This window comes from Luteibacter jiangsuensis (assembly GCF_011742555.1).
In the GTDB taxonomy this organism is placed as follows: domain Bacteria; phylum Pseudomonadota; class Gammaproteobacteria; order Xanthomonadales; family Rhodanobacteraceae; genus Luteibacter; species Luteibacter jiangsuensis.
Genome location: NZ_JAAQQR010000010.1, coordinates 14,313 through 38,253, shown reverse-complemented (window position 1 = coordinate 38,253; position 23,941 = coordinate 14,313). Strand labels below are relative to the sequence as shown.

Genomic DNA, 23,941 nt, shown 5'->3' with positions numbered 1-23,941 from the left:
AAGCAGGGGAACAATATGGAAGGTCATCTCGAAGTGCCGGTAACCCTGGCACCCAACTATTTCTTCATCACCAACCCGGCGGTGGTTGTCACGGGCCCCATCTCGGACGGAACGCTACAGGTCGACTTCGCCGATGACCATATTGTTTACCCGACCATGCGCGTCACAGGTGACATGGTCGGGACGCAACCCTCAGATGGCTTGGCGAACCCGCGATTCGAGTTCCCCACGACTTTGCCCGCCCGCACGATTCTCGGACGCATGAAGATGGCGCCGGCGGCTGCTCGACAGCTGGCAGCCCTCCTTATAACCCACGCTGACGCAGCTGATCAGGCCATGGCAGCCCATGCAGCCGCGACTGAGAATCAGAACCAGGCATGAGCGTCGATGCTGTGTCGAGCGGCGCGACGCCGCCAGCCTGGATCGCCCCAATGGTAACTTCTGGGGCCGGCTCCGCGCCGCCGCCAAAAACGCTAGGCACTTTCGGCAATACCGGTCAGCTTAACTTAAATGCCACGCCCACCGGGTATGCTGGCGCCTCATTCGGTACCAAGACTCCAGGATTCATAACCATGTCTGACGCCCTGCTTCGGAGCATCGACACCCGACTCCAGAAGGTTTCGGAAGACGTTGGTGCGATGAAGTTGCAGATAAATACTGTCGAAAGCGACATAAAGCTGGTGAAGAAGGATGTCGAAGATCTGCCCACATGGAAGGGGGCGTTCGGTGCCGCATCGGCCGCAGTTGGCCTGGTGGGCACGGCCATCGCATGGCTCGCCAATGGCGGAGCAGCTACCATAGCGAGATGGTTCGGCGTAGGTAGCTGAATGCCTCGAAAAGCCCGCTCCGGCGGGCTTTTTCGTATCATCGGGACCGACCATCCACAGGGGAAAGGGAATGCGCCACGCCTGGATTCTTGTCGCCTGCTCGATCGCCATTGCCGGCTGCGTCACGAAGCCGCCCCGACCCGACCAGCTGCGCCAGCCACCCCCTGAACGGCTACTCGCCTTCCAGTCCCCGACCGAGGGTGACGCCACCATCGTGGTTACCCGTGACGTCGGGATGTCCGGCAGCGGCTGCTACGGCGCCATCTTCATCGACGGGAAGGTCGTGGCGAAAGTAGCCGCCGGCGAGCGCGCCACCTTCCACGTCCCCGCGGGCGAGCACATCGTCGGCACCTGGAATACCGGCTCCGGCCTCTGCGGCTACAGGGAGGGTAAGGATCGCCGCGAGGTGTCCACGATCCTGAAGCCTGGCGACGAGAAGCGCTTCCGGATCACGATCAACCCGAATTCGGGCGTCGAGATCACGCCCACCACCCTGTAACGGTCTGACGCCCGCGCTCCATCTGAGGCCGCTTCGGCGGCCTTTTTCTCGCCTGCCGAAAAAAGTTATGGAATCCCATTGACAGTGATCTATGGAATGCCATAGTCTCACTTCCACGCCGCCAAACACCGGCGAGGGAGAGGACCATGGGCACCAGCCTTAACAAGCCGAACTGCCAGACGCTCGCCGAACGCGCGTGGGAACTGGCCCGAGTCGCCAACCAACTGATCGCGGACATCGAGTCCGACCTCAACGCCCCGGGCGATGCCGCCTTCCGTGCGAAGGACGCGTTCGACGCCCTGAATGCCGCGCACCTTGCCCTACTCGACGCCCAGCGCGAGCAGGCGGTGCGGCATTACAGCCGGATGGCGGTCGAGTCGTGCTGGGATGCGATTGGGGGTGCTGCATGAGCACCGACACCATTCGCGCAGAACATGAGGCGCTGACCATTGGCAATGTCAGCGTCAGCGTCCACACCATGCGCCGGGCATGTGGCGAAGGTCGCTGTGCCGTCGAATTCGATACGGGCGCGGGCAGCCTCCGCTGCGGATTTCACGGAAGCAATGACGAATGGCGCGCTTTCGCGTCGGCCCTCATCAAACAACTCGATGAAGCGGATCAGGTCATTGCGCAGGGAGACGCCGCATGAACGCCTTCCTTCGCACCTGCCTCGTCACCCTAGCCTGCCTCGCCGCCTTCGGCTGCGCCGTCCAGAAGACCCAGCGCGACCGCGACATCGAGCAGTGCACCTACGGCGTCGTCGTGCCGGACAACATCTCGCAACGCGAGCGTGAGGCGTACATCCAGCACGAAGCGGTTCCCGCCTGCCTTCGGGCCAAGGGCTACACCGATGCGGAGGGTGCGCGATGAGCACCGAGACGCAGAGGGTTGATTCCATCGAGATTTGCTTGCAGCACGCGGCCAATAAAGGCTTGTGCCCGAAGACTGTCGTTGCGGTCTATACGGAGCGTCGAGATGCGACCGCCGCGATGGCAATCCGTGCAATCGATGCGCTCCATCTTCTCGAAGTGTTGGCGCCAACACACCCACGGACGCGCAAGCTACGCGAATCACTTGCCCGCCTGGAGGCGTCCCATGGATAACGAGACGCAGAGGGTGGATGTGTGTCCGCACTGCCGTCTTCCCATCGAGGCCGACCAGCCATCGAAGTGGTGGGCGAAGTCGGACAGCTTTGGATTCAAGGGTTCACGTGCGCCGACGCGCCGCTATCGCGTGCATCGCGTCTGCCCGAGCTACTACAGCAAACAGGTGGACGAGGTGAATGATCGATACGACGATGCAGTCGCGAAGGTCGCGGGAAATGACGCCGTGATCGCCGCCATGAATATCGCCCGCGCTTCCGAATTGGCGCAAATCGAAAGCCGCGCCGCCCTCGCCCGCGTCGGGGGTGCCGCATGAGCGCCCTCACCGTCCGCCAGCGGCAGGCCCTGCGCTACGCCACGCTCAAGTCCGAAGGTGACCGGGACTTGCGTGCAGCCGAAGCGCACCAGCACGCCCAGTCGTCCACACCGAACCTGCAGCGGCTCGTCGAAAGCCCGCGCGGCATCACGGTGCTGCTGATCGTTGGCCTCACGCTCTTCGCCCTGCTCGCTCCCGTGGGGAACTGGTGATGCGCCGCTTCTTCACCTGGTGGTCGTCCGCGCCCTTCGACGAGAAGACCGCTGTAGCGCTCATCGTGGGCGTTTGGCTTCTCGGCGCCGCCTGCTGGGTCATCGATCCCGCTTCTTCCCACCCGTAAGGCCCTCGCCCCGTGGGCAACGGGGCACAAGCAAGCCGCCTTTCGGCGCGGGAACTGGTTCTCCTCCCTCCCCCGTCAGGCCTCGCCCGTGAGGCGGCTTCCTTGTCCATCTTCAACGCTGCGCCAGCTTCGGCTGGCAAAGGATTCCTGTGAAAACGCTCCGCTTCGAAGGCTACAGCGACGACACGTTCGGCGAGTACGCGGTGACGAAGGATGACTTCGACAACTGCGCCAGCGGCGAACCCATCGAGTATCTGATCACCGCGCCCAGCGAGCCGGATGCTGGACTGATCGTGACCGGCCAGCATTGCCCCGAGCACAGCGGCTCCTGGCTGATCGGCATCGCGAACTTCGACCCCGATTTCACGGACCGGCCGATTCCGAACTGGCCGGCACGTTTCGTCCCGGCTACGGATGCCCGCTTCTTCTACAACCCAGTCCTTGAGATCGATGTCCCTGACGACTTCGTGCTGCGTTGCCTCCAGCGCGAAAACGACGGCGAGGAGGACTGAGCATGTTCTTTCGCAACCTCACCCTGTTCCGCTTCTCGCCGGCCGTCGCTGACGACCTGTCACGCCTTGACTATGTGCTACCCGAGCACCAGCTGCGCGCCGTGGGCCCGATGGAGATGTCGACGCGCGGGTTTGTCTCGCCCTTCGGACGTGGCGGCGACCGCCTCACGCACATGGTGGGCCACGACACGATGGTCATGGTGGGCAGCGAGTCCCGCATGCTCCCGCCTTCGGTCGTGAATGACGAACTGGCCAGCCGCGTGCAGAAGATCGCCGAGAACGAGGGCCGCAAGGTCAGCGGGCGCGAGCGGAGGAAGATCAAGGACGACGTGCTCAACGAGTTGCTGCCGCGAGCCTTCGTCCGTCAGACCTTGACGGCTGCCTACACCAACCTCACTGGCGGCTGGGTCGTGGTGAACACCGCCAGCCGCAAGACCGCAGAAGGCCTGCTGTCCCAGCTGCGCGAAGCCCTCGGCAGCTTCCCCGCCGTGCCGCTCGCGCCGGAGGAATCGCCCCGCATCCTCATGACCCACTGGGTCGCCACTGGCGAACTGCCGGCGGGCTTCGCCCTGGGTGACGAGATCGAACTGCGCTACCCGGCTACCGCCTACGGCGCCGTCGCCCGCTGCCGCCGGCAGGATCTGGACACCGACGAGGTGCGCGAGCACATTCGCACCGGAAAGCAGGTCTTCCGCATCGGCCTGACTTTCGACGACCGCATCAGTTTCGTGCTCGGCGAAGACCTGGTGATCCGCAAAGTCCGGTTCACCGACGTGGTGCTCGACGAGAAGACGGAGCCCGAGAGCGGCGAGGCGGAGCGGGATGCAACCTTCGCCCTGATGGCTCTCGAACACCGGCGCCTGCTCGATCGGCTCGCCGAGATCTTCAAGCTGCCGAGGCCGGAATGAGCGTCACCATCCTCACCGGCGACTGCCTGGAACTGATGCGCACGCTGCCCGACAACAGCGTCGATTCGGTGGTCACCGACCCGCCCTATGGCATCCGGTTCATGGGCAAGGCGTGGGATGGCGCGGACATTGAACGCAGGCATGCCAGCGCCGACAGTTCGGAGGCAGGACGCACGCGCAATGGCAAGGCAGCGGCAGCGGGAATGTACGACCTTGCGCCGGAAGCAATGAAGGCATTCCAGCGGTTCAGCGAAGCCTGGGCGGCAGAAGCCTTCCGCGTGCTCAAGCCCGGCGGCCTGCTTCTCTCATTCGCCAGCCCGCGCACATACCACCGCATGGCATGCGGCATCGAGGATGCAGGCTTTGAAGTGCGCGATCAGATCATGTGGATCTTCGGCAGCGGCTTTCCGAAGTCGCACAACGGCGAATGGGGCGGCACCGCCTGCAAGCCTGCGCACGAGCCGGTCGTCATGGCCCGCAAGCCCCTTGAAGGCACCGTCGCGCAGAACTTCGCCAAGTGGGGCACTGGTGGCCTCGACATCGACGGCTGCCGCATCCCGACCGATGAGACCCTGCGCGCCGGCGCGGGGTTGATCCCGTGCCGTCACGATGAGCACACGCCCCGCGGCCGCGCAGGCCAGCCCAGCGCGAACGCACGGTACGCGGAGAACGGCGCCACCAACTTCGCTGCGGCGCCCGGCCCGCGCGGTGGTGATATCGCGGGACGCTGGCCAGCGAACGTCATCCACGACGGAAGCGATACGGTTGTGGCTTACTTCCCGGACGCCCCGGGCCAGCAGGGCGATCTGCGCGGGCAATCCCGTAAGCGCGTGTCGCGCGGCATCTACGGCGATATGCCCGCCGCGCCAGACGCGCCAGCGCGGAACGATAGTGGCAGTGCCGCCCGTTTCTTCTATTGCGCCAAGGCTACGGCGAAAGACCGCGAGGCCGGCCTGGCTGACTTCGAGAAGCGCGCCGCAGGCATGGTCTCGAATACCTCTGGCCAGCACATCACGCGCCGCGACGAGGGGTACGAGCCGCCCAAGCGCGCTAACCACCATCCGACCGTAAAGCCCACCGACCTGATGCGCTACCTATGTCGCCTGGTCACGCCGGCAGGCGGCGTCGTGCTTGACCCGTTCTTGGGCTCGGGAAGTACCGGCCGCGGCGCCGTGCTCGAAGGCATGCGATTCATCGGCATGGAAATGGACCGTGACTACGCGGCTATCGCCCTCGCCCGGATCGCCGATGCGCAGCGCGAGCACGACGAGGCGTCCCGCCAGACCAGCCTGTTCGAGAAGACAGCATGACCACCACCATCACGCCCGAAGAGTTCGAGAAGGCCCTGGCACGTGCGTGCATGAAGGCCGCGAACCGCTGGATGATAGTTGACCCGTTCCGCTGCGGCGACCGGACCGCTGTGCTCACCGGGCCGCACCTGGACGAGGTTGCTCGTGAGGCTGGCCTGTCGGTTCCGCAAGCGCGCAGGCGCATGCAGAAGCTGCAGGAGGCGGGAAAGGTCTTGCGCCACGACACGCGAGGCGGGTCGACGTGCTGGTGGCTCGTCGGTCTGGCTCCCAGCCCTGCAGCGGCGCCGCCGGCGCCGATCAGCCTGCCGCCATTCGTACCGACCGTGCACGCCACGCCTTCGCCGTCCACGGCTCCCCGTCAGGGTGTGACGGCTCCCGCCCCAGGTCCCGCGCGCCAGCACTGGAGCGACGTCCTGGGCGTGGCCCGCGACTGCTCCACCAGCGAAGCCCGGGAAGCCTTCCAGTCCGCCCTTGCCGCGGTGGACGACCTCGACCTCGACGCGGAGCAGCAGCGCCAGCGCATCCGTGACGCCTACAACGCCCGTCTCGTCGAAGACGGTATTTCGGAGTGACCATGGCTAAGCCCACGATCCAGCACACACACACGACCAAGGTCGCCATGACGTTCGCCCGCGCCGAGATGGAGCGATTGGTGGCGAACGCAGTTCTTCATGCCGCCGGCATGGCCGACACGCCTCGCGAGGCAGTGAAATCCGTTTACTTCGATGAGCGTGAGATCGGACATAGCGGCGTGCGCGAGTGGGTCGCCGAGGTCACGATCGACAACGCCAAGATCCCGCACGCGGTGGAGGGATGACCATGGACCTGCCCATCCGCCCCAAGCCCCAGAAGCCGCGAATCAGCCATTCCGTTGAGGGATGGTTCGATGAGCACGGACGCTGGCATCCATTCCTTCAGGTGACTATCTACGGCTACCTCGTCGCGCTCGTCCAGACGCTTCCCGAAGCGTTCAAATACGCCGCCGCTGTGCAGGTTCCGGCATGATGCGCTTCCTCGATCGCCTCGCCTCCCGCACCCTGAAGCGCGCACCCGATGTTGTCATCGGCGGCCAGGATCGCCCCTACCTGCTCCGCTGGTGGGTGATCCCGCGCAACCGGCTGTTCAATGTCTACCTGCACGTCTTCATGCGCTCGGACGACGATCGCGCGCTCCACGACCACCCGTGGTGGAACGTCAGCATGCTGCTGGCCGGCCGCTATGTCGAGCACCGGATCAACGCCGGCGGCATCCACACGCGCACCGAGCGTTGCGAGGGTGACGTCGTGGCCCGAGGCGCCAGCACCGCCCATCGCATCGAGCTGGTGGACGGGCCGTGCCTGACGCTATTCATCACCGGTCCACGGTTCCGCGAGTGGGGCTTCCACTGCATGAGCGGCTGGGTGCCCTGGCAGAAGTTCACCGATCCCAGCGACCCGGGCGCTATCGGCGCGGGGTGTGAAGCCTTGACGGATTCCCCGGCACTCCGCCGCGCGCCGAATACCAACCCACCTCCCACCTATGCGCGGCCGGCCACACCTCCGCCGCCGCCGAAGAAGAAGGCCGTCAAGGTATGACGAAGTACGCCCAAGGCACGACCGTGAGCAGCGACAAGAGCCGCGCGGAGATCGAGTCCACGCTCCGCCGCTACGGCGCCACGTCCTTCATGTACGGCTCCGCGCCGGACCGCGCAATCATCGCCTTCGAGGCCTTCGATCGGCGGGTGAAGTTCGAGCTTCCGATGCCGAATCCGCAGGCGACGGAGTTCACGCGCACGCCAGGCCGCAACCATCTACGCAGCCCTGCCGACGCGGCCAAGGCCTACGAAGCGGCCGTGCGCCAGAAGTGGCGCGCCCTCGCGCTCTGCATCAAGGCCAAGCTCGAAGCCGTCGAGTCCGGCATCACCACCTTCGAAGCCGAGTTCCTTGCGCACATCGTGCTGCCCAACGGACGCACCGTGCACGACGAGGTCGCTCCCACCGTCTCCATCGCCTACCAGTCGGGGAAGGTCGTCCCGCTGCTGGGCAAGTTCTAAGGATCACCATGAGCACGATGACCCTCACCGACATCCGCAACCTGCTGGAAACCGCGCAAGTTGGCGGCAACCTATCGCGCGTCTCACTCCACGTCACTCGCGTGCGTCAGGCCGTTGCGAGCCTCAACGCCATGATCGCCAGCCTCGCCTCCCAGCCTGCCGAGCAGCCGAGTGGTGAAGGGTACGACGTAGCTCGCCACAACGATTGGTTGGAACGAAATGCCCAGCCGAAGCCCGAGCAGGCGGTGGGCGATGGGGTGGTGGCTCGGATAGAGCAAGCCGTGGCGTGGCCAGATATTGACCTAGACGAGTTCAACACACTGTCGGAATACCAGCGTGGGCATCACAGAGCGCGTTTGAACGTGCGTAACGAGGTACGAGCCATCATCGACTCTCGGTGTGCCGCGCTTGACGAGGATGATGAACTTAGGGCCGCTGTTCGATCCCTTCTTCCTATTGCTCGCAAAGGTTTCGACGGCGATACCAGCGACCAGATTTCGTTCGGGAGAGCGGTGGCCCGTGTGGAAGCCGCCCTATGTGCACCGCGCCCGGCTGTCGCCACGCCTGCCGAGGAAGGTCTGAAGCTGGACCCGGACACCAACGAGTGCAGCCCCGATCCGGTCGTGCGTAAGGCTTTCGCGGACGGCTACGACCAGGGCTTCGTGCACGGCAGTGGCGCCACGCCTGCCGAGGTGACGGATGGGCTATCGAACGTGATCGAATGGCACGAACGCGAACGCGATACGCAGCGGAAGCTGGGCCATGACAGTCAGGCTGACATGCATGATTGCTATGCAAGCGTGATCCGTACCCTCACCGCCCAATGTCAGGTCCGCAAGGATGGCGAGGTGACGGAGCTTCGTCGCGCGTTGACCGCCCTTCTTGTCGATCACGACCTCGACCACGGTCCCGGAGCATGCGGCTGCCGTCCGGTGCCGGAGAATGCCGGTCACACGTGCAGCGCGTGCCTGGCGCGCACCGCCCTCGCCTCGCCCAGCGCCGGGGCGGTGGTGCCGGAGGGGTGGAAGCTCGTGCCGGTCGAGCCTACGCCGGAAATGCGCTCGGCGTTCCAATCCGACGAGCCGCCGCTTTCCTTCGCTCGAACCACAGTCTTCATCGGTGACTTCGGCGAGCGCTACGCTGAAATGCTCGCCGCCGCGCCGGAGGTGAAACCGTGAGCAACGAAGCCGCTTATTTCGACGCGCTCAAACGCATTGCCAGCTATCAGTCGCCCGAGCGCCTGAGGCGGGGTGCGGAAAAACAGTATGGCCTCACGCCTGAAGAAGCGATTGAGATGGCCTACGAGAATGTGATCGAAGAGGCCAAGCGCGCGGTGAAAGGCAAGCGTAGGCCAGCACCGAAGGACACCCCCACGGCGGGGGATGGGGAGGTGCGGTCGTGAGTGCAACCTTCTTTCACCGTATCGGCGAGGCGGTAGAGGCGGCCTGCCGCGATCTCCCTGACGGCTACATCATCGAACTTGCTCTGGAGCGCGGCGCGGCGGTGCCCACGCTATACGATCCCGACGGGGAGCGCATCAGTCCCGAGGTAGGGAACGGCCTGGAGCTTCCCGACGAGATCGCCGACTTCGTTGTGCTCGCGAATGCGCACGCCGCCGGCGAGCTGGCTGCCGAGAAGGCAAAGGCGGTGCAGTCATGACGTCACGGAGGAAGCGTGCGGATGAACGCCGTGCCCTCGTCCTCGGCGGCCCGGGAGGCGAGTATCTCGTTCGGATACCGCCCTGTGGTCCACGCGTCTTGGATTCGCCGTTTCATCCCGTCTTCCAGCATCTCGAAGGCCGACCAGGTTCCCGCGAATTCCACCCCATCGGCCTCGATGCGCATGAAGCCCGTGTGCAGCTCGTACTTCCCGAAGGTACTGACCATGCGTGAACTCCCCATCCTTTTCAGTGCGCCGATGGTGCACGCCATCCTCGAAGGCCGCAAGACCGTGACGCGGCGGGTGGTGAAGCCGACTTACCAGAGCATCGAGGAACGCGATGACGGCTCCCTGTGGCCGTGGCGCGAAGATCTCAACCGCGCGACTGACTACTGGTATCCGTGCCCCTACGGCGCGCCCGGCGACCGGCTGTGGGTGCGCGAGACCTTCGCCCTAGAGCACGACGTCGAAGGAGGCGAGCCGCCGCACGCTGACGGGCGGCCCGTGCGGCGCAGGCCGGACGACGACGTAGACGGCCTGCTGCCACTGTGGACCCAGGCGCATTACCGCGCCACGGACCCCGCGCCGGATCTGTGCTGCGACCGCCCGAGCTGCGCCCAATGCCGCGACCACGACACGGGCCCGCACTGGCGGCCGGCCATCCACATGCCTCGATGGGCCAGCCGGATCACCCTTGAAGTGACCGCCGTGCGCGTGGAGCGTTTGCAGGGCATCACCGCCGAACAGGCTATCGCCGAGGGCATGGTCAGCCACCTGCGCGAGCACGACGCCGTGGTGGACCTGCGCCAGCAGTTCGCCGACCTCTGGGATGGGCTAGCCAAGCCGGGAACGACCTGGGCCGACAACCCCTGGGTGTGGTGCATCGAGTTTCGACTCGTGGAGGTGCCGCGTGCCGATCAAGCCTGAGAACCGCGCTCGCTACCCGTCGAACTGGTTTACCGAGATCCGGCCGGCCATCCTCGAACGCGCCGGCAACTGCTGCGAACAGTGCAAGGTTCCCAACGGCGAGCGCATCTGCAGGGAAGACAGCGGCGCCACCTACATGCTCGACACGGGCGAGGTGTTCGATGCCATCACTGGGGAGGCCCTCGGCCAGGTCCACCTGGTGGACTACCCGGCCGGGCGCTACGTGACCATCGTGCTGACGATAGGCCACCTCGATCACCAGCCCGAGAACTGTGAGCCCGACAACCTTCGTGCGTGGTGCCAGCGGTGCCACCTCGCCTACGACAAAGACCACCATGCCGAGACTCGGCGCGCCACCATCGCGGCGCGCAAGGCTTCCGGCGACCTGTTCCAGGAGGCGGCGAAGCCGTGAGCAGTAACACCCACCTCGTCGACTTCGACGACCTCTGCCGGCTCTCGCACAAAACGAAGCCCTCGGCCGTGCGGAAGTGGGCCAGCGAGCAAGGGATCCGACTGGGGGCCGGCCCCCTCCCCTGGACTACGATCGAGGCCGTTAATGCGGCCCTCGGCCTGACGCCGTCGAACGAGCCGCGCTACCGCACGGAGGACGTGCTTTGACGCGAGGACGTAAGCGCCGGTTCGATCCCACGATCCCCGGCCACATCGACCAGAAGAAGCTGCCGGTCGGTATCTATTGGAACCGGCGCGATCGCTACTGGTACACGCTCGCCGGCAAGCCGGCGAAGCGGATCCGCGTGGCCGAGGCCGATGTCCTGATGTCGGACCTGCACAAGGCCATGGAAGCCGTCCGAGGGGTGAAGACGGACACCCTGGACTACCTGCTGGACAAGTTCGACGGCTCCGCGCACTTCCGAGGCCTGGCGGCCGCGACGCAGGAGGGCTACGCCTACGCCCACGAGGCGCTGCGGAAGCATCCAACGAAGCTGGGCATCCCCTTCGCGAAATTGCCGCTCTCGACGATAACCACGCCGCTGCTACAGCGCCTGGTCGATCAGATCGCCGAGGAGTTCCCCACGAAGGCGAACGCCATCAAGCGCTACCTGTCCGTGGCCTTCAACTGGGGGGTGCGGCGCGGCCATTGCGCCGGCAACCCCGCGAAGGGCGTCGCGCAGGCCAAGGAGCGCCGCGCGCACCGAATGCCAGAGGAGGACGTCATGAAGGGCGTGGCGGCGTTCCTGCGCGCGCGTGGCGCGATGTCCGGCCGCCGGAAGGGTTCGCTCGCGCCGTACGTATGGGCGGTGGCTGCGCTCGCTTACCTCTGCCGCATGCGCGGCGTCGAGGTGCGCGACCTGACTGATGCCAGCGTCACGGACGAGGGCCTGATGGTCGTTCGAAGGAAGGGTAGCCGTCCGACCCTGGTTCGCTGGAGTGCGGAGCTGCGTGACGCTTGCGACTGGTTGGCGGCGAGGCGCACCGAGGTCTGGGCGCGGAAGCGCATGCCCATCCCGCTACAGGCGAAGGACCGGCCGCTGGTCATCTCGGAAGACGGTGCCCCACTATCGAAGGGTGCGATGAGCAGTGCCTGGCGGCGCGCGATGGCCGCAGCGAAGGAGGCCGGGTTGATCGTCGAGGAGCAACGCTTCGGGCTGCACGGGCTGAAGCATCGCGGCATCACGGACACCGAGGGCGACACGGCTGAAAAGCAGCAGGCCAGTGGCCACAAGACGCAGCAGATGGTGCACCACTACGACCACTCGATCCCGGTCGTCGACGTGGCCGGGAAGCGTGTAAAAAAGCCGGCTAAGTAGTTGACCGATCTACCGCGTAGATAGGTCATTTATGTAAATTTGCCGCCTGCATGCTCGCGAAATATCTACATCGTTCACTTGACTGTTAATCAGGGGGTCGTTGGTTCGAGTCCAACTTCGGGCGCCAAATTCGGAAAAACCAGCAAGCGATTGCTGGTTTTTTTTGTTTCTGGCCAACGCTCTCACCGGGCGCCCGTCCCAAGATCGGCCCCACGTGGCCTCTGCGGCACCTTGCGGATCTTGTCCATCGGATAGCCAAGGGCCTTCACCTTGTTCAACAGGGCGCCGTAGTCCGCCTCGGAAATCGTCGGCGTGCGCGCCATCACCCAGACGTAGTCGCGCGCGTCCCGGGCCACGATCACCTGGCTGTAGTCGTCCTTGAGGTAGGCAACGACGTATTGTGCTTTCAGGGGCCAGAACACCCGCACTCCCCACACCGCGTTATCGGTGCCCGGCTTCACGATCCCGGTGGTGCGGAATTCTTTCAGCTTGCCATCGAAGCTGCCCTTGCGGAAATGGAACAAGGTCGCGACCTCGCCATTGGGCTTCAGCGTGTAGGTTTCGACGGCATCGTACGCGTCTTTCTCGAAACGCGTGGGAATGGCGGCGATCACGTACCAGCTACCCATGTAACGAGGCAGGTCGACGTGGGCCACCGGGTCGATCGGCGGCAACTTGGTGGCGCACGCACTGGTGTTGACCATCACGGCACACGCCAGCAGCAGGGCTTTGGGCAGTTTCATGGCGGGTTCCTATGGGTGGGAATGGACTCAGGGCCGCACGAAGCGGTAATGCGCAACCAGCCACTCCTGGCCGTCGGCGTACCCGAACAACTCGGCGCACGACATCCAGAACATGCGCCAGCGCTGAAACCACAGCGATGCAGACTTCGCACCGTAGGCCTGGCTCAGCACATGCATGACCTGCTCGCGCCGGGCGTCCTGATTCGCCAGCCAATGGTTGGCTGTGCGTTGGTAATGCGTACCGTCGACATGCCAGCGCTGCTCGATGTGCAGGACAGACTGGAACCACAGCAGCGTGTCCGATGCCGGCATCAGGCCACCGGTGAAGAAGTGGCGGCCCATCCAGTTGTCGTCGCCCTGGGTCTCGAAGGGATACATCAGGGTCCGGTGCGCAAAGATATGCACGAACAGTTTGCCGCCCGGCCGCAGCCATAGGGCGATGCGTCTCATGAGCATGTCGTAGTTGCGCATGTGCTCGAACATCTCGACGGACACGCAGCGGTCGAACTGGGCGGGATCGAGCTCCAGGGTATTCACGTCGCAGGTGATGACCCGCACATTGGCCAGCCCCCGCGCGCGACACTGTCCCTCGATGTGCTCACGCTGCGAACTCGAGTTGGACACCGCGGTGATCCGGGCGTGTGGATAGCGCTGCGCCATCCACAACGTCAGCGAACCCCAGCCGCAACCCAGTTCCAGGATGGACTGGCCATCTGCCAGCTCGGCGCGCTCGCCGTACAGCTCGAGCATGGCCTCCTCCGCCTGATCCAGCGTTTCGTCGCCGCGGGGGTAATAGCACCCCGAGTACTTCAGGCGCTTGCCCAGACAAAGCTCGAAGAATGCGGGCGGCAACTCGTAATGCTGCGCATTGGCCTCGTCGGTATGGACCGCCAGCGGGCTGCTCCGCAACATCGAGATGCGCTCGGCGTAACGCGCCGACTGAGCCTCCAAGCCGCCGTCCCGCTCTTCACGCAGGCGCTGCGCGCAGAGGCGTCGAATCCCCTGGCGCAAAAGGGCATCCGGAAGATGGCCGCGTTCGGCCATGCCGAGCAGACCGGTAGCCGGTCGTTCGTTGGACCGTTCGTGGGGAGCAGGCTTGGCGACGTTCATTGTTCCGACCTCTTGGGAAACCAGGGAATCAGCATCGGTGTGCTGCGCTGGTATTCGCGGTACTCATCGCCGCGACTGCGCAAGGCTTGTGCCTCGGTGTATGGCACGCCACTGATCCAGCGCAGAAAGACGTACATCACCAACGGGCCGGACCACGCCAGCCAGAAGAAAGGCGATCCGACGGCAAGGAAGACGTAAGCGAACCAGTGCAGCCACTCGAAGAAATAGTTCGGGTGGCGCGAGTACCGCCACAGACCCTCGCGGCAGGTACGCCCCTTGTTCGCCGGGTCCGCGCGGAAACGCGCCAGCTGCCCATCGGCGACCGACTCGCCAACCACGCTGAGCAACCAGACGACAGCACCTGCGGCCAGCCATGCAACGGACACCTGCGGATTTTTCGCCACGGCTGCGAAAGGCAGCGCGAACAGCACGATCAGCAAGGCCTGGAACTGGAAGAAAGCAAAGAATTTCCATTGCGCGCCTTTCCAGTGCGCGCGCAGGTGCTTGTAGCGACCGTCCTCCGGTTCACCGCGCACACGCTTCCACAGATGGCGGGCCAGGCGCATACCCCACACGCCGCCGAGGATCGCGAGCGCTGCCCGGATCATCGGCGCACCGCTGCCGAAGAGCGCCATGAGCACGGCGCCGGCCCCTACGCCCGCCGCCCAGAGCACGTCGACGATACCGGCATTGGAACGACTGCGCTGCCACTGCCAGCCAAGGGTCATGACCGTCGCCGCCAACAGCCACAGGATCAGACATTGCCACCCGATGCTCATGGAAACGTCCCTTACCCGAGGTCGCGCGCGGACGGACGGTGTCCGGGCTTGGCCAACAGCAGATGGGCCACGCCGATCGAGCGCTCCCGGAACCCGCCTTCGCAATAGGACAGATAGAACTCCCAGAGGCGGATGAACCTTTCGTCGAACCCTTGCGAGCGGACCTGCGGCAACTTCGCCATGAAACGCTCACGCCAGGCCTTGAGGGTGAGTGCATAAGAACTTCCGAAGTCCTCCATCCGGATCAGCGCCAGGTCGCTGGCACGGGTCTTCGCTGCCATCAATGCACTGATCGACGGAATGAAGCTGCCGGGGAACACGTGGCGCTTGATGAAGTCGACCGACGTCAGGGCCTGCTCGTAGCGGTGGTCCTCGATCGTGATCGCCTGCACCAGCGCCAGCCCATCGGGCTTGAGCAAGCGACCGAGCTTCTCGAAATAGGTATCCAGATACTGCGCGCCGATCGCCTCCACCATCTCTATCGAGACGAGCTTGTCGTACTGGCCCTCGAGGTCCCGATAGTCCTGGAGCAACAATTGGACATGCGCCTCCACGCCCGCCTCCGCGACGCGCTTGCCGGCAAACGCAAACTGCTCGCGGGAGATCGTCGTCGTGGTGACGTGGCATCCATAGTGCCTGGCGGCATACAGCGCGAAGCCGCCCCAGCCGGTACCTATTTCGATCACCCGGTCGGTGGGCTTCAGGTCGAGCTTGCGGCAGATCTGTTCGAGCTTGCGGGCCGAGGCCGTGTCCAGCGTATCGGCGGGATCGTCCCAGATAGCCGAGCTGTACATCAGATCCTGCGAGAGGAACAAGGCGAAGAAATCGTTGCCCAGATCGTAGTGTGCAGAGATATTGCGCCGGCTGCCGTTGCGCGTGTTGCGGCGAAGCGCATGCCAGGCGCGCAGGGCCACGGCGCCCAGTTGTGCCAGCCCGCCTTCCATGCCGTCGAGGAGATCGCGATTGCGGACAAGCAGCTGAATCAGGCCCACAAGGTTGTCGCAACTCCATTGACCGTCCATATAGGACTCGCCAGCGCCGACGCTGCCACGACGGGCAACGGCGCGATAGAAGGCGGGGTCCTTCACCTGCAGACGGATCTGCAGATCCGTCTGGACATTCGCGGGGTCGCCGAACTCCACCGAACCGCAGGCGTCGTGAAGCACCAGACGGCCATGGCGCAGCCCGCGCATGCGGTCGAGCAATTGTCGACGCAGGAAGCGATCAAGGGCGCCGAACGGGGCGGCTTCCTGCGCGACGGGTGTGGCGATCTCGTTCATGGCAAACCTCGGGGAAGCAATGTCATTCGGGACCACGCGCATGCAGCGCGGGGTGATCGTGGACCGGATTCCGTTTCAACCAGAGCCGAAGCGCCTGCCAGTGGATCGCCCCGACCACCTGCGCGGTCATCAAGGGGTAGCGCCAGAGCACGCGCGCCAGCGATCCGGGGGAGAGTGCACGCCGTTCGAGGCTCAACGTGGCATCGAACTCTCGCCGTCCTTCGCGCAGCACATTCATGTGCACCCGCAAGTGCTCGTCCGGCATGTTGAGTCGCCAGTCGTACTCGCAGTCCATTGCCATGAACGGCGAGACGTGAAACGTCTTGGAAAAATGCCAGTGCAGTGCGCCATCCCTATCGATGGCGCCGTCGACCGGCAGTACATACGCGTGCCGTTCCTTCCAGGGGGTATTCGTGATCTCGGCCAGCACCGAGACCAGGGTCTGGCCGTCCTCGGCGAAGCAGTAGTAAAAGCTGACCGGATTGAAGACCAGCCCGAAGTAGCGCAGGTGAGTCAGCAGACGAATCGGCCCCATCGGCCGCCGACCGGTGGCCTGTTCGACGCGACGGCGCACGGCCTCGACCAGCGGCAGATCATCGGGGCCGAGGTAATCGCTGCGGCGGAACTGTGCCACGTTGGCGTGCGTGGCCGACCACAGCCAGCGTCCGCGGAAGACCTGCTCGACCTCGTCGAGATCAAGATAAAGCTGCGCCATGCGATAGGTGAAAGCGTGCGGATGCGGCGCATGGCGACGATGGCGCACGACGCCCTCATAGACGGCGCTGGCCCAGGGGAGCGCTGTACTGGCGGCCTTCGCCGTCACGCCGCCGCCTCCAGCCCATGCGCTTCCCCCACGGCGCCCGCCGCGGTGTCGGACGGCCAATGGACTCCCAGCGCAGCCGCCACCTCGACCGCGCTGCGCATGCCGTCTTCATGGAAGCCCCAGCCCCAGTAAGCGCCGGCAAACCAGGTACCGCTCCTGCCCTGGATCTCGGCCTTTCGCGACTGCGCACGTACCGAGGCCCGCGTATATACAGGGTGGTGGTAGCGCATGCGTGCCAGCACTTTGTCAGGCGCGATGGCCTCGCTTCGGTTCAGCGTAACGATGAACGGTTCCGCCGAGTCGATTCCCTGCAGAAGGTTCATGCAATAGCTCACCGTGCAGGCAGCTCCGGCGTCACGCGGCACCCAGGCATTCCACGCCGCCCACGCCTTGCGCCGCCGAGGCAGAACGCGGGTGTCGGTATGCAGCACCGTGTCGTTCGCCTGATAGGTCATCGCGCCCAGGATCGATTGCTCACGCTCGCTCGCGTCGGACAGCAGGCGCAGCGCCTGATCGCTGTGGCAGGCCAGCACCACCTGGTCGAAATGCTCGTCGCCGGCGGCGCTTTGAATGCAAACGAGGCCGTGGTCGCGACGGACCGAGAACACCGGGCAGTTCAGTCGTTCGCGGACAGACCAGCGCGCCCGCAGCGCCGCCACATAGGTCGAAGAGCCACCCTGCACCACGCGCCACTGCGGGCGCCCGCTGACCTGCAGCATCTGGTGGTTGGCCATGAACTGCACGAGGTAGCGCGCCGGGAACTGGAGAATCTGCGTCGCCGGCGACGACCACAGCGCGGACGCCATCGGGATCAGGTGCTCGTCGCGAAACGCCGCGCCATAGCGCTGCTTGTCCAGGTAAGCGCCCAGTGTGATCGTGTCGTCCGGCTGTAGCAGAAGCGCCGGTGCCTCGCGGTAGAACCGCACCAGATCGCGAACCATCCCCAGGAAGCGCGGCGAAAGCAGATTCCGCCTTTGGCAGAAGAGCGAGTCCAGCGTGCTGGCGTTGTATTCCAGACCGCTGGCCTCGCTGTGCACCGAGAAACTCATGGTGGTCGGCTGCGACGTCACACCCAGATCGTCGAACATACGCGTCAGCAGCGGATAGTGATCTGGGTTGTGCACGATGAAACCGCTGTCGATCCGGAAACGGCGACCTTTCTGCTCGATGTCATGGGTGTGCGTGTGCCCGCCGATATAGCCGTCGGCTTCGAACAGCGTCACGTCGTGCTTACGCGACAACAACCATGCAGACGCCAGCCCGGAGATGCCCGATCCAACCACGGCGATACGCATGGCTCAGCCCCTCGCCTTGGCCATGACCCACGCCGGTATCGGCTTGAGTCCGTGCACCAGTCCAAGAGCGGACATCAGCTTGAGCACGTACCAGGTGACATCCACTTCCCACCAGCGAAAGCCCTGGCGACAGGATCCAGGGAAGAAATGATGGTTGTTGTGCCAGCCCTCTCCGAAGGTCAGCAGGGCCAGCCAGAGGTTGTTGCGGCTGTCGTCCCTTGTTTCGAAGCGACGCTTGCCGAAGCGATGCGCCAGGGAGTTGATCGTCACGGTGGCGTGGAAAAGTACAACCGTGGAAATGAAAAACCCCCAGACGAGCATCTGCCCCCCGCTGGTGCCGAGCTGCGGAGCGACGCGATGGAGCAGGACGCCGAGCGCGTAGAGACCCACGGCCAGCGCGACGGGAACGGCGATGTCGAATCGGTCCAGCCAGCGCAGCTCCGGATATTTCGCCAGGTCGGGCACGCGAGACAGATCGGTGCGGAAGTTGCGCGGCGTAAGGAACCAAGCCACATGGCTCCACACGAAGCCGTGCACGCCGGGCGAATGAGGATCCAGCGCGGTATCGGCGTGCCGATGATGGTGGCGGTGGTGCGCCGCCCACCAAAGCGGTCCACGCTGCACGCAAGACGCGCCTATCAGGGCGAACACGAACTGGACGCGACGCGACGTCTGGAACGTGCGATGCGAGAAATAGCGATGGTAAAACCCCGTGATGGCGAACATCCGAACCGCATAAAGCGTGGCCGCCACGATCAGGGCAATGGGCGACACACCGACCCAGATCACTCCAGCGCAGGCGAAGTGCATCGCCAGGAAGGGGGCCGCTCGCAGCCAGTCGATGCGGTCGGCACGCGGATCGTCCGCCGGCAGCGCGACCGCGCCGGCGTCGAACCACTGGCGCAACCGCCGTAGCGACGGCTTGGGGCTGGAAGTTTTCGGGGCATTGTCCATCGCGGTTCCTGTGCGCTCATGACAGATACGCATGGCGGCGGCGATTGGATGCACCCGACCTTGTGTGCCGACCAGCCCTTCCCTTCGGCGCGCGGCAGCTGGCTAATAAAAGCTGTGCCGCTGGCGGCTCAGAATCCGAACAGAGGTTGCAGCGCGCGGGCAACCCAGCCGGAGAACTTGAGCGGCGCGTCCGTGGCTGCCACGCAGATGCACGGCACGCCCGGCGACGTCACCGGCTGATGAAGGATCTCGCCGTCCAGATCGGCCACATCGCCCGGACCGAAATGACCGAGCATGTCATCGTAGGCGCCATCGAGGATCATGGTCAGTTCGCTGCCCCCGTGGCTGTGCAGCGGCAGCTTGCTGCCTGGGGCGATGCGCAAAAGCATCAGGTCGCCGCCGCCGATGCCGGTCGCGCGGATGCGCTGCACACCCGGGGCCACGCGGCGCCAGCGCAAGGCACGCATGGAATGGCCGAACCAAGGGTGCAGCGCATGGGGGAGCCGGTCAGGGTCGTGATCCTCCACCATGTCTCCGACCTGCTCCGGTGCGATGACCGGTTCGCTGTCGAGCCGGGCCAGCATGGCGGAGCGTGCCTCTTCCGTCGGGGGTTCGACGCGCTGCTGCTGTAACAGCAGGCCGCCGATCCGGTCGGCGTCGAGCAGCCTGTCGCGACAGGTGGCGCAGCGCTCCAGATGCGCGGAGGCGACCACCGCGAGTGCCCCGGGCAGCGCGCCGGAGGAGTAGCTGAGCACGGTGGCATCATCCAGATGATGAGTCGGCTTCATCGCGGCGCCCTCATGCTGCGCTGCAATTTCGCAAAAGCGCGCCGCAACGACGACTTGACCGAACCCAGCGGCATGTCCAGTTCAGAGGAGATCTCGCTGTGGCTTTTGCTTTCGAGATAACACATGCGAACCAGCTTCGCCTGTATGGCCGGAAGACGATCGATCGCTTGAAGAAGGAGGTCCTGATCGAGGGACGACTCCGGCTGTGAGTCGATTCGCACCGATTCGGCGTGATCGAGGCGGTCCAGACCTTCCTGGACCGGCAACCAGTGCGGCTCTCGCCGCACGTGGTCGATGTAAAGATTGCGCGCCACGCGGAACAGCCACGTGGACAGGCTGGCGCGTGTCGGATCGAACATGCCCGCCTTTCGCCACAATGTCAGCAATGCTTCCTGAACCAGCTCGTCCGCCTCCGGATCGGGCACGCCCAGGTTGCGCAGGTAACGCTTCAGGAGTGGCGCGAAATGGTCGTAGATGCGCATGAAGCTGGCGCGGTCGCGCTGCGCCGAGACGGCCGACATCTGCGCCGACCAGTAGTGTGCGTCGAGCGGGGTATTGTTGATCGCATGAGTCACGGATCGCCTCGCCCCGAAAGGCACCACCCCGGAAACAGTTGTGACCAAGCCGATCATACGCAAAGTTTCCACTCATGGCGCCCGGGAGAAAGGAGCCGCCGATTGCCAGGGCTGCCCATCTTCCTGATACGGCCCAAGCGGCGTTTTGGATTCACCCGCGCGGAAGGCACTGCGCCCTCCGTGGTTGGCGAACGAGATGGGTGGCCGCGACCGGACGTAAGGCGCACCTAAGCAATGTGTAGATTCACTCGTCGCATCAGCCACTTACGTCGCCTTTTCACCTAAAGCATGACCTCGGTCTGCCGTTAGCACTTACACACTCAGTGCAGGCAAAAGCATGACCATCAAATGGCGAATCGTGATCACCATGGCCGCGGCCCTTCTTGCCGCCATCGCCGTAGGTCTCACCGGGCTGGCCGCCCTCAATCGGACCCAAGCCAGCTTGGAGGCGATGTACAACACAAACCTCATGCCCATCGTCCACGTCACGGACGTACGCGACGACCTTGCGGAACAACGTAACGCCGTGAACCGGGCGATGATCGTCGGCACCCCGGAGTCGGTGGCAAACGCCAAGCAACGGGTCGCGGCAGCGCATGACAGGCTGGACAAGGACTGGGGCGCGTATTACCCAGCCCTGGTGACGAGCGAAGACGAGCGTGCTCAGGCGAAAGCGTTCATCGCCTCGCGTGGCGCGGCGGAAGAGCAGATGGGATTGCTGCTCGAGAAACTCGGTCACGGCGACAAGGACGGCGTTGCCTATCACATTCAGCATGTCGCTCCCGTCCTGGAACAGGCGGCCGGGCAAATCGCCGCGCTTGTGTCGGTGAACAAGGGTCAGGCAAAGGCAGGATTCGACGAGGCAGGTGTCCGTGAGCAGCGCACGGTCTGGGTCACCCTTGCTGTATTGCTGGGCGCTGCACTTGTCGTGCTCGCCTTGGGTTGGGCACTCGCGCGAGCCGTCATGCGTCCGCTGCTGCGCGCGCGGGATCTCGCCCACCGCATCAGTCAGGGCGAGCTGAACCACAAGCTCGAGGTCACCGGCAGCGACGAACTGAGCCACACGCTGCGTGCCTTGACGGCCATGGACGAACAGTTGACCAGCATCGTGAGCCAGGTGCGCAGCAATGCCCAGCAGGTTGCCTACGCCGCGCGCGACGTGTCGGCCGGCACGGACGACCTTTCCAGCCGCACGCAGGAACAGGCGTCTTCGCTGGAAGAGACGGCGGCGTCGATGGAAGAAATGACCGCGACCGTCCGAGAGAACTCGGAGGGTGCCGCCACCGCGCGCGCTCTCACCTCGACGCTCCAGGACGAGGCACTGCTCGGAAAGGGCGTGGCGGACGAGGCCGTGGCTGCCATGAGCGAAATCACCCGTACCAGCCGCAACGTTGCCGATATCGCGGTTCTCATCGACGAGATCGCGTTCCAGACGAACCTGCTTGCGCTCAATGCGGCGGTGGAAGCCGCTCGCGCAGGCGAACAAGGCCGCGGCTTCGCTGTCGTCGCGTCGGAGGTACGCTCGCTGGCCCAGCGCAGTGCCACGGCGGCACGCGACATCAAGCGGCTGATTGCCGAAGCGGCGGATCGCGTCGACGGCGGCTCCGTCCTGGTCGGACGCACCGGACAGGTCCTGGCAGAGATCGGCAGCAGTGCTACCCGCGTGAGCAGCATCGTCAACAACATTGCCGCCGCATCGCTTCAGCAATCGGCCGGCATCGAGCAGGTCAATGACGCCGTGACGGCGCTGGACGAGGTCACCCAACAGAACGCCGCGCTCGTCGAAGAAGCCAGTGCGGCCAGTAAACAGATGTCGGACCTGGCCGAAGAACTGATGCGGCAGGTCGCGTTCTTCCGGATCACGGGCATGGAGGCTGACGTCGCCCCCGAAGTACGGCGCCCCGCTCCGGTGCCGCCGCCTGCCGCTCCCCGTCAAGAGCGGGTCCTGGAGGAAGCGGTGTGGAACGAATTCTGACGATGCAGCCCTGTTTCAGTTCTCCAGTTGCGTGATCGAAGCCACCCTGCCGTCGATCACTTCGATCTGCACCGACTTGCCGCGGCGGTAATACTCCAGACGATAGCCCTGGAGCCCGCCGCGGCGGGTTTCGATGGGCGTTTCGCGGTCGGGCTTGCCGGCCACCTGGCGCAGGCGGCCTTCGCTGTCGCCGGTGGAGATGACCTGGGAGCCGAAACGATACGTGTCGGCCGCAGTGGCGGTGATGGCGAGCGAGGCGAGGACGAGTGCGACGACGGCGCGCTTCATGGCGGCTCCTTGTCAGGCTGGGGATGTGCGGAGGGTATATCGCTTACCGCGTCCGGTCCAAGCGACCGGCGCCTGGGGCGGCGGTTCGTCAGGCCCGGGACACGTGGGGATTGCCCGCGACGAGCCATCGCCAGAGCAGGTCTGTCCCTTCGCGGATGCCGATGCGGGCCGAACCGGGCACGTTGTCCGGTGGCGGCATGCCGTCGTCGAGCACGGTGTAGCCGTCCCGCGCCCGCACGAGGTCGATGCCATTCTGGTCGCCCGTGATGCCCAGTGCCTGGGTCAGGCGGGCCGGGCCGCTGCACAGTTCGCGATCGCGCCGGACCTTGGGCCGTGCCTCGCGCATCAGTTCGATGCCCGACAGAGGTTCGAGCGCCCTGATGAGCACACCCGAGCCTTCGCCCTCATCGCCGCAAACGGTGTTGCAGCACCAGTGCATGCCGTACGTGAAATACACATACATATGGCCGGGCGGCCCGAACATGACGGCGTTGCGTTTGGTCTTACCGCGAAACGTATGCGCGGCCGGGTCGATGGCCCCGACGTATGCTTCCACCTCCACGATGCGCCCTGCCCGCCCATCGGCGCACGCCAGCACCTTGTTCAGAAGCTCGGGAGCGACGACACGCGCGTCGCGATGGAAGAAGGAGCGGGGAAGCACGGCGCCGGGCCAACGAGGTCGACGCGAGGACATCAGGGCTCCACAGGCTCGCCGTCGGTGTCCGGGTCAGGCCCGGGCCGTTCCACAGGCTCGTGCTCCAGCGGCGGCGGCGCGGTGCCGGGATGAGGCGTCTCGGTATCGGGTACGGGACGAAATGGTCGTGGCATGGCCGGAAGAGTAAACCGTGAAGCAGCGAACCGTAAGTGGCAGCCCTACGGTTCACTGTTCACTGTTCACTGTTCACTGTTCACTGTTCACACATCAAAACACGCCCAGCAGCCAGCAGATCAGCACGATGGCGAGGATCACGCCAATGCCGCCGCTCGGGCCGTAGCCCCAGCCGCTGGAGTAGCCCCAGGTGGGCAGGCCGCCGATGAGGGCGATGATCAGAACGATGATGAGGATGGTGAAAAGCATTGCGCGTCTCCGCCGTGGTTCGGTGGCCGCATCCTCGCGCGTCATACCGTC

The 23,941-nt window shown here is 65.0% G+C and carries 38 protein-coding genes; 25 read left to right on the top strand and 13 right to left on the bottom strand.

Features of this window, described 5'->3' with window-relative positions; translation table 11 throughout:
- Positions 1 to 15: 15 nt before the first annotated feature.
- From HBF26_RS17140 to HBF26_RS17050, 20 genes are all read left to right on the top strand, one after another.
- Positions 16 to 381, top strand: coding sequence for a hypothetical protein (locus HBF26_RS17140; protein ID WP_167129191.1), 366 nt, complete (start codon positions 16 to 18; stop codon positions 379 to 381).
- A 191-nt stretch (positions 382 to 572) separates the two neighbouring features.
- Positions 573 to 827 (top strand): hypothetical protein, encoded by a 255-nt coding sequence (locus tag HBF26_RS17135; RefSeq protein WP_167129189.1) that lies wholly within the window; start codon positions 573 to 575, stop codon positions 825 to 827.
- Positions 828 to 897: 70 nt separating this feature from the next.
- Entirely contained in the window at positions 898 to 1,326 is a 429-nt protein-coding gene (locus tag HBF26_RS17130; protein ID WP_167129187.1) for a hypothetical protein, read from the top strand.
- A 146-nt stretch (positions 1,327 to 1,472) separates the two neighbouring features.
- Complete coding sequence (locus HBF26_RS17125; protein WP_167129185.1) at positions 1,473 to 1,736, top strand: hypothetical protein; 264 nt, start codon at positions 1,473 to 1,475, stop codon at positions 1,734 to 1,736.
- Positions 1,733 to 1,975, top strand: a complete 243-nt coding sequence (locus HBF26_RS17120) for a hypothetical protein (RefSeq protein WP_167129183.1) — start codon at positions 1,733 to 1,735, stop codon at positions 1,973 to 1,975. The genes HBF26_RS17125 and HBF26_RS17120 overlap by 4 nt, the downstream gene beginning before the upstream one ends.
- Positions 1,972 to 2,196, top strand: a complete 225-nt coding sequence (locus HBF26_RS17115; protein ID WP_167129182.1) for a hypothetical protein — start codon at positions 1,972 to 1,974, stop codon at positions 2,194 to 2,196. The genes HBF26_RS17120 and HBF26_RS17115 overlap by 4 nt, the downstream gene beginning before the upstream one ends.
- Positions 2,197 to 2,421: 225 nt before the next feature.
- On the top strand, positions 2,422 to 2,745 hold the full coding sequence (locus HBF26_RS17110) for a hypothetical protein (protein ID WP_167129180.1): 324 nt from the start codon (positions 2,422 to 2,424) through the stop codon (positions 2,743 to 2,745).
- A complete protein-coding gene (locus HBF26_RS17105; protein WP_167129178.1) occupies positions 2,742 to 2,957 on the top strand; it encodes a hypothetical protein in 216 nt (71 codons plus the stop codon). Before HBF26_RS17110 ends, HBF26_RS17105 begins: the two co-directional genes overlap by 4 nt.
- Positions 2,957 to 3,085 (top strand): hypothetical protein, encoded by a 129-nt coding sequence (locus HBF26_RS19805; RefSeq protein ID WP_275690600.1) that lies wholly within the window; start codon positions 2,957 to 2,959, stop codon positions 3,083 to 3,085. Before HBF26_RS17105 ends, HBF26_RS19805 begins: the two co-directional genes overlap by 1 nt.
- A 149-nt stretch (positions 3,086 to 3,234) precedes the next feature.
- On the top strand, positions 3,235 to 3,597 hold the full coding sequence (locus tag HBF26_RS17100) for a hypothetical protein (RefSeq protein ID WP_167129177.1): 363 nt from the start codon (positions 3,235 to 3,237) through the stop codon (positions 3,595 to 3,597).
- 2 nt (positions 3,598 to 3,599) lie between these two features.
- Positions 3,600 to 4,505 carry a recombination-associated protein RdgC gene (locus HBF26_RS17095; RefSeq protein WP_167129175.1) on the top strand — a complete coding sequence of 302 codons (906 nt, stop codon included), beginning with the start codon at positions 3,600 to 3,602 and terminating at the stop codon, positions 4,503 to 4,505.
- Entirely contained in the window at positions 4,502 to 5,815 is a 1,314-nt protein-coding gene (locus HBF26_RS17090; RefSeq protein WP_167129173.1) for a DNA-methyltransferase, read from the top strand. Before HBF26_RS17095 ends, HBF26_RS17090 begins: the two co-directional genes overlap by 4 nt.
- Positions 5,812 to 6,387 carry a FaeA/PapI family transcriptional regulator gene (locus tag HBF26_RS17085; RefSeq protein ID WP_167129171.1) on the top strand — a complete coding sequence of 192 codons (576 nt, stop codon included), beginning with the start codon at positions 5,812 to 5,814 and terminating at the stop codon, positions 6,385 to 6,387. Before HBF26_RS17090 ends, HBF26_RS17085 begins: the two co-directional genes overlap by 4 nt.
- A 2-nt stretch (positions 6,388 to 6,389) precedes the next feature.
- The gene (locus HBF26_RS17080) at positions 6,390 to 6,632 is read left to right on the top strand and encodes a hypothetical protein (RefSeq protein ID WP_167129169.1); all 243 of its coding nucleotides are present in this window, start codon (positions 6,390 to 6,392) and stop codon (positions 6,630 to 6,632) included.
- A 2-nt stretch (positions 6,633 to 6,634) separates the two neighbouring features.
- Complete coding sequence (locus HBF26_RS17075) at positions 6,635 to 6,820, top strand: hypothetical protein (protein ID WP_167129167.1); 186 nt, start codon at positions 6,635 to 6,637, stop codon at positions 6,818 to 6,820.
- Complete coding sequence (locus tag HBF26_RS17070; protein ID WP_193569952.1) at positions 6,817 to 7,389, top strand: hypothetical protein; 573 nt, start codon at positions 6,817 to 6,819, stop codon at positions 7,387 to 7,389. The genes HBF26_RS17075 and HBF26_RS17070 overlap by 4 nt, the downstream gene beginning before the upstream one ends.
- A complete protein-coding gene (locus HBF26_RS17065; RefSeq protein WP_167129165.1) occupies positions 7,386 to 7,847 on the top strand; it encodes a hypothetical protein in 462 nt (153 codons plus the stop codon). The genes HBF26_RS17070 and HBF26_RS17065 overlap by 4 nt, the downstream gene beginning before the upstream one ends.
- An 8-nt stretch (positions 7,848 to 7,855) precedes the next feature.
- Positions 7,856 to 9,025, top strand: a complete 1,170-nt coding sequence (locus HBF26_RS17060; protein WP_167129163.1) for a hypothetical protein — start codon at positions 7,856 to 7,858, stop codon at positions 9,023 to 9,025.
- Positions 9,022 to 9,249, top strand: coding sequence for a hypothetical protein (locus tag HBF26_RS17055; protein WP_167129161.1), 228 nt, complete (start codon positions 9,022 to 9,024; stop codon positions 9,247 to 9,249). Before HBF26_RS17060 ends, HBF26_RS17055 begins: the two co-directional genes overlap by 4 nt.
- Complete coding sequence (locus HBF26_RS17050) at positions 9,246 to 9,506, top strand: hypothetical protein (RefSeq protein ID WP_167129159.1); 261 nt, start codon at positions 9,246 to 9,248, stop codon at positions 9,504 to 9,506. Before HBF26_RS17055 ends, HBF26_RS17050 begins: the two co-directional genes overlap by 4 nt.
- A gap of 2 nt (positions 9,507 to 9,508) precedes the next feature.
- On the opposite strand, the gene HBF26_RS17045 is transcribed toward HBF26_RS17050, so the two are convergent.
- Positions 9,509 to 9,733, bottom strand: a complete 225-nt coding sequence (locus HBF26_RS17045; RefSeq protein ID WP_167129158.1) for a hypothetical protein — start codon at positions 9,731 to 9,733, stop codon at positions 9,509 to 9,511.
- On the opposite strand from HBF26_RS17045, the gene HBF26_RS17040 reads away from it, so the two are divergent.
- Genes HBF26_RS17040 through HBF26_RS17025 form a run of 4 tightly spaced genes read left to right on the top strand, consistent with a single transcriptional unit; the run spans position 9,732 to position 12,202 of the window.
- Positions 9,732 to 10,433 (top strand): ASCH domain-containing protein, encoded by a 702-nt coding sequence (locus HBF26_RS17040; RefSeq protein ID WP_167129156.1) that lies wholly within the window; start codon positions 9,732 to 9,734, stop codon positions 10,431 to 10,433. The genes HBF26_RS17045 and HBF26_RS17040 overlap by 2 nt on opposite strands.
- A complete protein-coding gene (locus tag HBF26_RS17035) occupies positions 10,417 to 10,845 on the top strand; it encodes a hypothetical protein (RefSeq protein ID WP_167129154.1) in 429 nt (142 codons plus the stop codon). The genes HBF26_RS17040 and HBF26_RS17035 overlap by 17 nt, the downstream gene beginning before the upstream one ends.
- Positions 10,842 to 11,051 carry a hypothetical protein gene (locus HBF26_RS17030; protein ID WP_167129152.1) on the top strand — a complete coding sequence of 70 codons (210 nt, stop codon included), beginning with the start codon at positions 10,842 to 10,844 and terminating at the stop codon, positions 11,049 to 11,051. Before HBF26_RS17035 ends, HBF26_RS17030 begins: the two co-directional genes overlap by 4 nt.
- Entirely contained in the window at positions 11,048 to 12,202 is a 1,155-nt protein-coding gene (locus tag HBF26_RS17025) for a site-specific integrase (protein ID WP_167129150.1), read from the top strand. The genes HBF26_RS17030 and HBF26_RS17025 overlap by 4 nt, the downstream gene beginning before the upstream one ends.
- 182 nt (positions 12,203 to 12,384) lie before the next feature.
- Here the strand turns inward: HBF26_RS17025 and HBF26_RS17020 are convergent, their stop codons facing one another.
- From HBF26_RS17020 to HBF26_RS16980, 9 genes are all read right to left on the bottom strand, one after another.
- Positions 12,385 to 12,945, bottom strand: coding sequence for a lipocalin family protein (locus HBF26_RS17020; protein ID WP_167129148.1), 561 nt, complete (start codon positions 12,943 to 12,945; stop codon positions 12,385 to 12,387).
- 27 nt (positions 12,946 to 12,972) lie between these two features.
- The gene (locus HBF26_RS17015) at positions 12,973 to 14,055 is read right to left on the bottom strand and encodes an SAM-dependent methyltransferase (protein ID WP_167129146.1); all 1,083 of its coding nucleotides are present in this window, start codon (positions 14,053 to 14,055) and stop codon (positions 12,973 to 12,975) included.
- Positions 14,052 to 14,834, bottom strand: a complete 783-nt coding sequence (locus tag HBF26_RS17010; protein WP_167129144.1) for a DUF1295 domain-containing protein — start codon at positions 14,832 to 14,834, stop codon at positions 14,052 to 14,054. Before HBF26_RS17010 ends, HBF26_RS17015 begins: the two co-directional genes overlap by 4 nt.
- A gap of 11 nt (positions 14,835 to 14,845) precedes the next feature.
- On the bottom strand, positions 14,846 to 16,114 hold the full coding sequence (locus HBF26_RS17005) for an SAM-dependent methyltransferase (protein WP_167129142.1): 1,269 nt from the start codon (positions 16,112 to 16,114) through the stop codon (positions 14,846 to 14,848).
- A gap of 22 nt (positions 16,115 to 16,136) precedes the next feature.
- On the bottom strand, positions 16,137 to 16,937 hold the full coding sequence (locus HBF26_RS17000) for a DUF1365 family protein (RefSeq protein ID WP_167129140.1): 801 nt from the start codon (positions 16,935 to 16,937) through the stop codon (positions 16,137 to 16,139).
- Positions 16,934 to 18,232 carry an NAD(P)/FAD-dependent oxidoreductase gene (locus HBF26_RS16995; RefSeq protein ID WP_167129138.1) on the bottom strand — a complete coding sequence of 433 codons (1,299 nt, stop codon included), beginning with the start codon at positions 18,230 to 18,232 and terminating at the stop codon, positions 16,934 to 16,936. The genes HBF26_RS17000 and HBF26_RS16995 overlap by 4 nt, the downstream gene beginning before the upstream one ends.
- 3 nt (positions 18,233 to 18,235) lie before the next feature.
- Positions 18,236 to 19,186, bottom strand: a complete 951-nt coding sequence (locus tag HBF26_RS16990; RefSeq protein WP_167129136.1) for an acyl-CoA desaturase — start codon at positions 19,184 to 19,186, stop codon at positions 18,236 to 18,238.
- 128 nt (positions 19,187 to 19,314) lie between these two features.
- Positions 19,315 to 19,974 carry a ChrR family anti-sigma-E factor gene (locus HBF26_RS16985; RefSeq protein WP_167129135.1) on the bottom strand — a complete coding sequence of 220 codons (660 nt, stop codon included), beginning with the start codon at positions 19,972 to 19,974 and terminating at the stop codon, positions 19,315 to 19,317.
- On the bottom strand, positions 19,971 to 20,549 hold the full coding sequence (locus HBF26_RS16980) for a sigma-70 family RNA polymerase sigma factor (protein WP_338039699.1): 579 nt from the start codon (positions 20,547 to 20,549) through the stop codon (positions 19,971 to 19,973). Before HBF26_RS16980 ends, HBF26_RS16985 begins: the two co-directional genes overlap by 4 nt.
- Before the next feature lie 337 nt (positions 20,550 to 20,886).
- On the opposite strand from HBF26_RS16980, the gene HBF26_RS16975 reads away from it, so the two are divergent.
- Positions 20,887 to 22,524 carry a methyl-accepting chemotaxis protein gene (locus HBF26_RS16975; protein WP_167129131.1) on the top strand — a complete coding sequence of 546 codons (1,638 nt, stop codon included), beginning with the start codon at positions 20,887 to 20,889 and terminating at the stop codon, positions 22,522 to 22,524.
- A gap of 15 nt (positions 22,525 to 22,539) precedes the next feature.
- Here HBF26_RS16975 and HBF26_RS16970 read toward each other — a convergent pair whose 3' ends face one another.
- The 3 genes from HBF26_RS16970 to HBF26_RS16960 all read right to left on the bottom strand — a co-directional run bounded on the left by HBF26_RS16970 (position 22,540) and on the right by HBF26_RS16960 (position 23,890).
- On the bottom strand, positions 22,540 to 22,812 hold the full coding sequence (locus HBF26_RS16970; RefSeq protein WP_167129129.1) for a DUF2845 domain-containing protein: 273 nt from the start codon (positions 22,810 to 22,812) through the stop codon (positions 22,540 to 22,542).
- An 88-nt stretch (positions 22,813 to 22,900) separates the two neighbouring features.
- Positions 22,901 to 23,506, bottom strand: a complete 606-nt coding sequence (locus HBF26_RS16965; RefSeq protein ID WP_167129127.1) for a DNA-3-methyladenine glycosylase — start codon at positions 23,504 to 23,506, stop codon at positions 22,901 to 22,903.
- Between the two features lie 228 nt (positions 23,507 to 23,734).
- A complete protein-coding gene (locus HBF26_RS16960) occupies positions 23,735 to 23,890 on the bottom strand; it encodes a DUF3309 family protein (protein WP_167022543.1) in 156 nt (51 codons plus the stop codon).
- Positions 23,891 to 23,941: the final 51 nt, after the last annotated feature.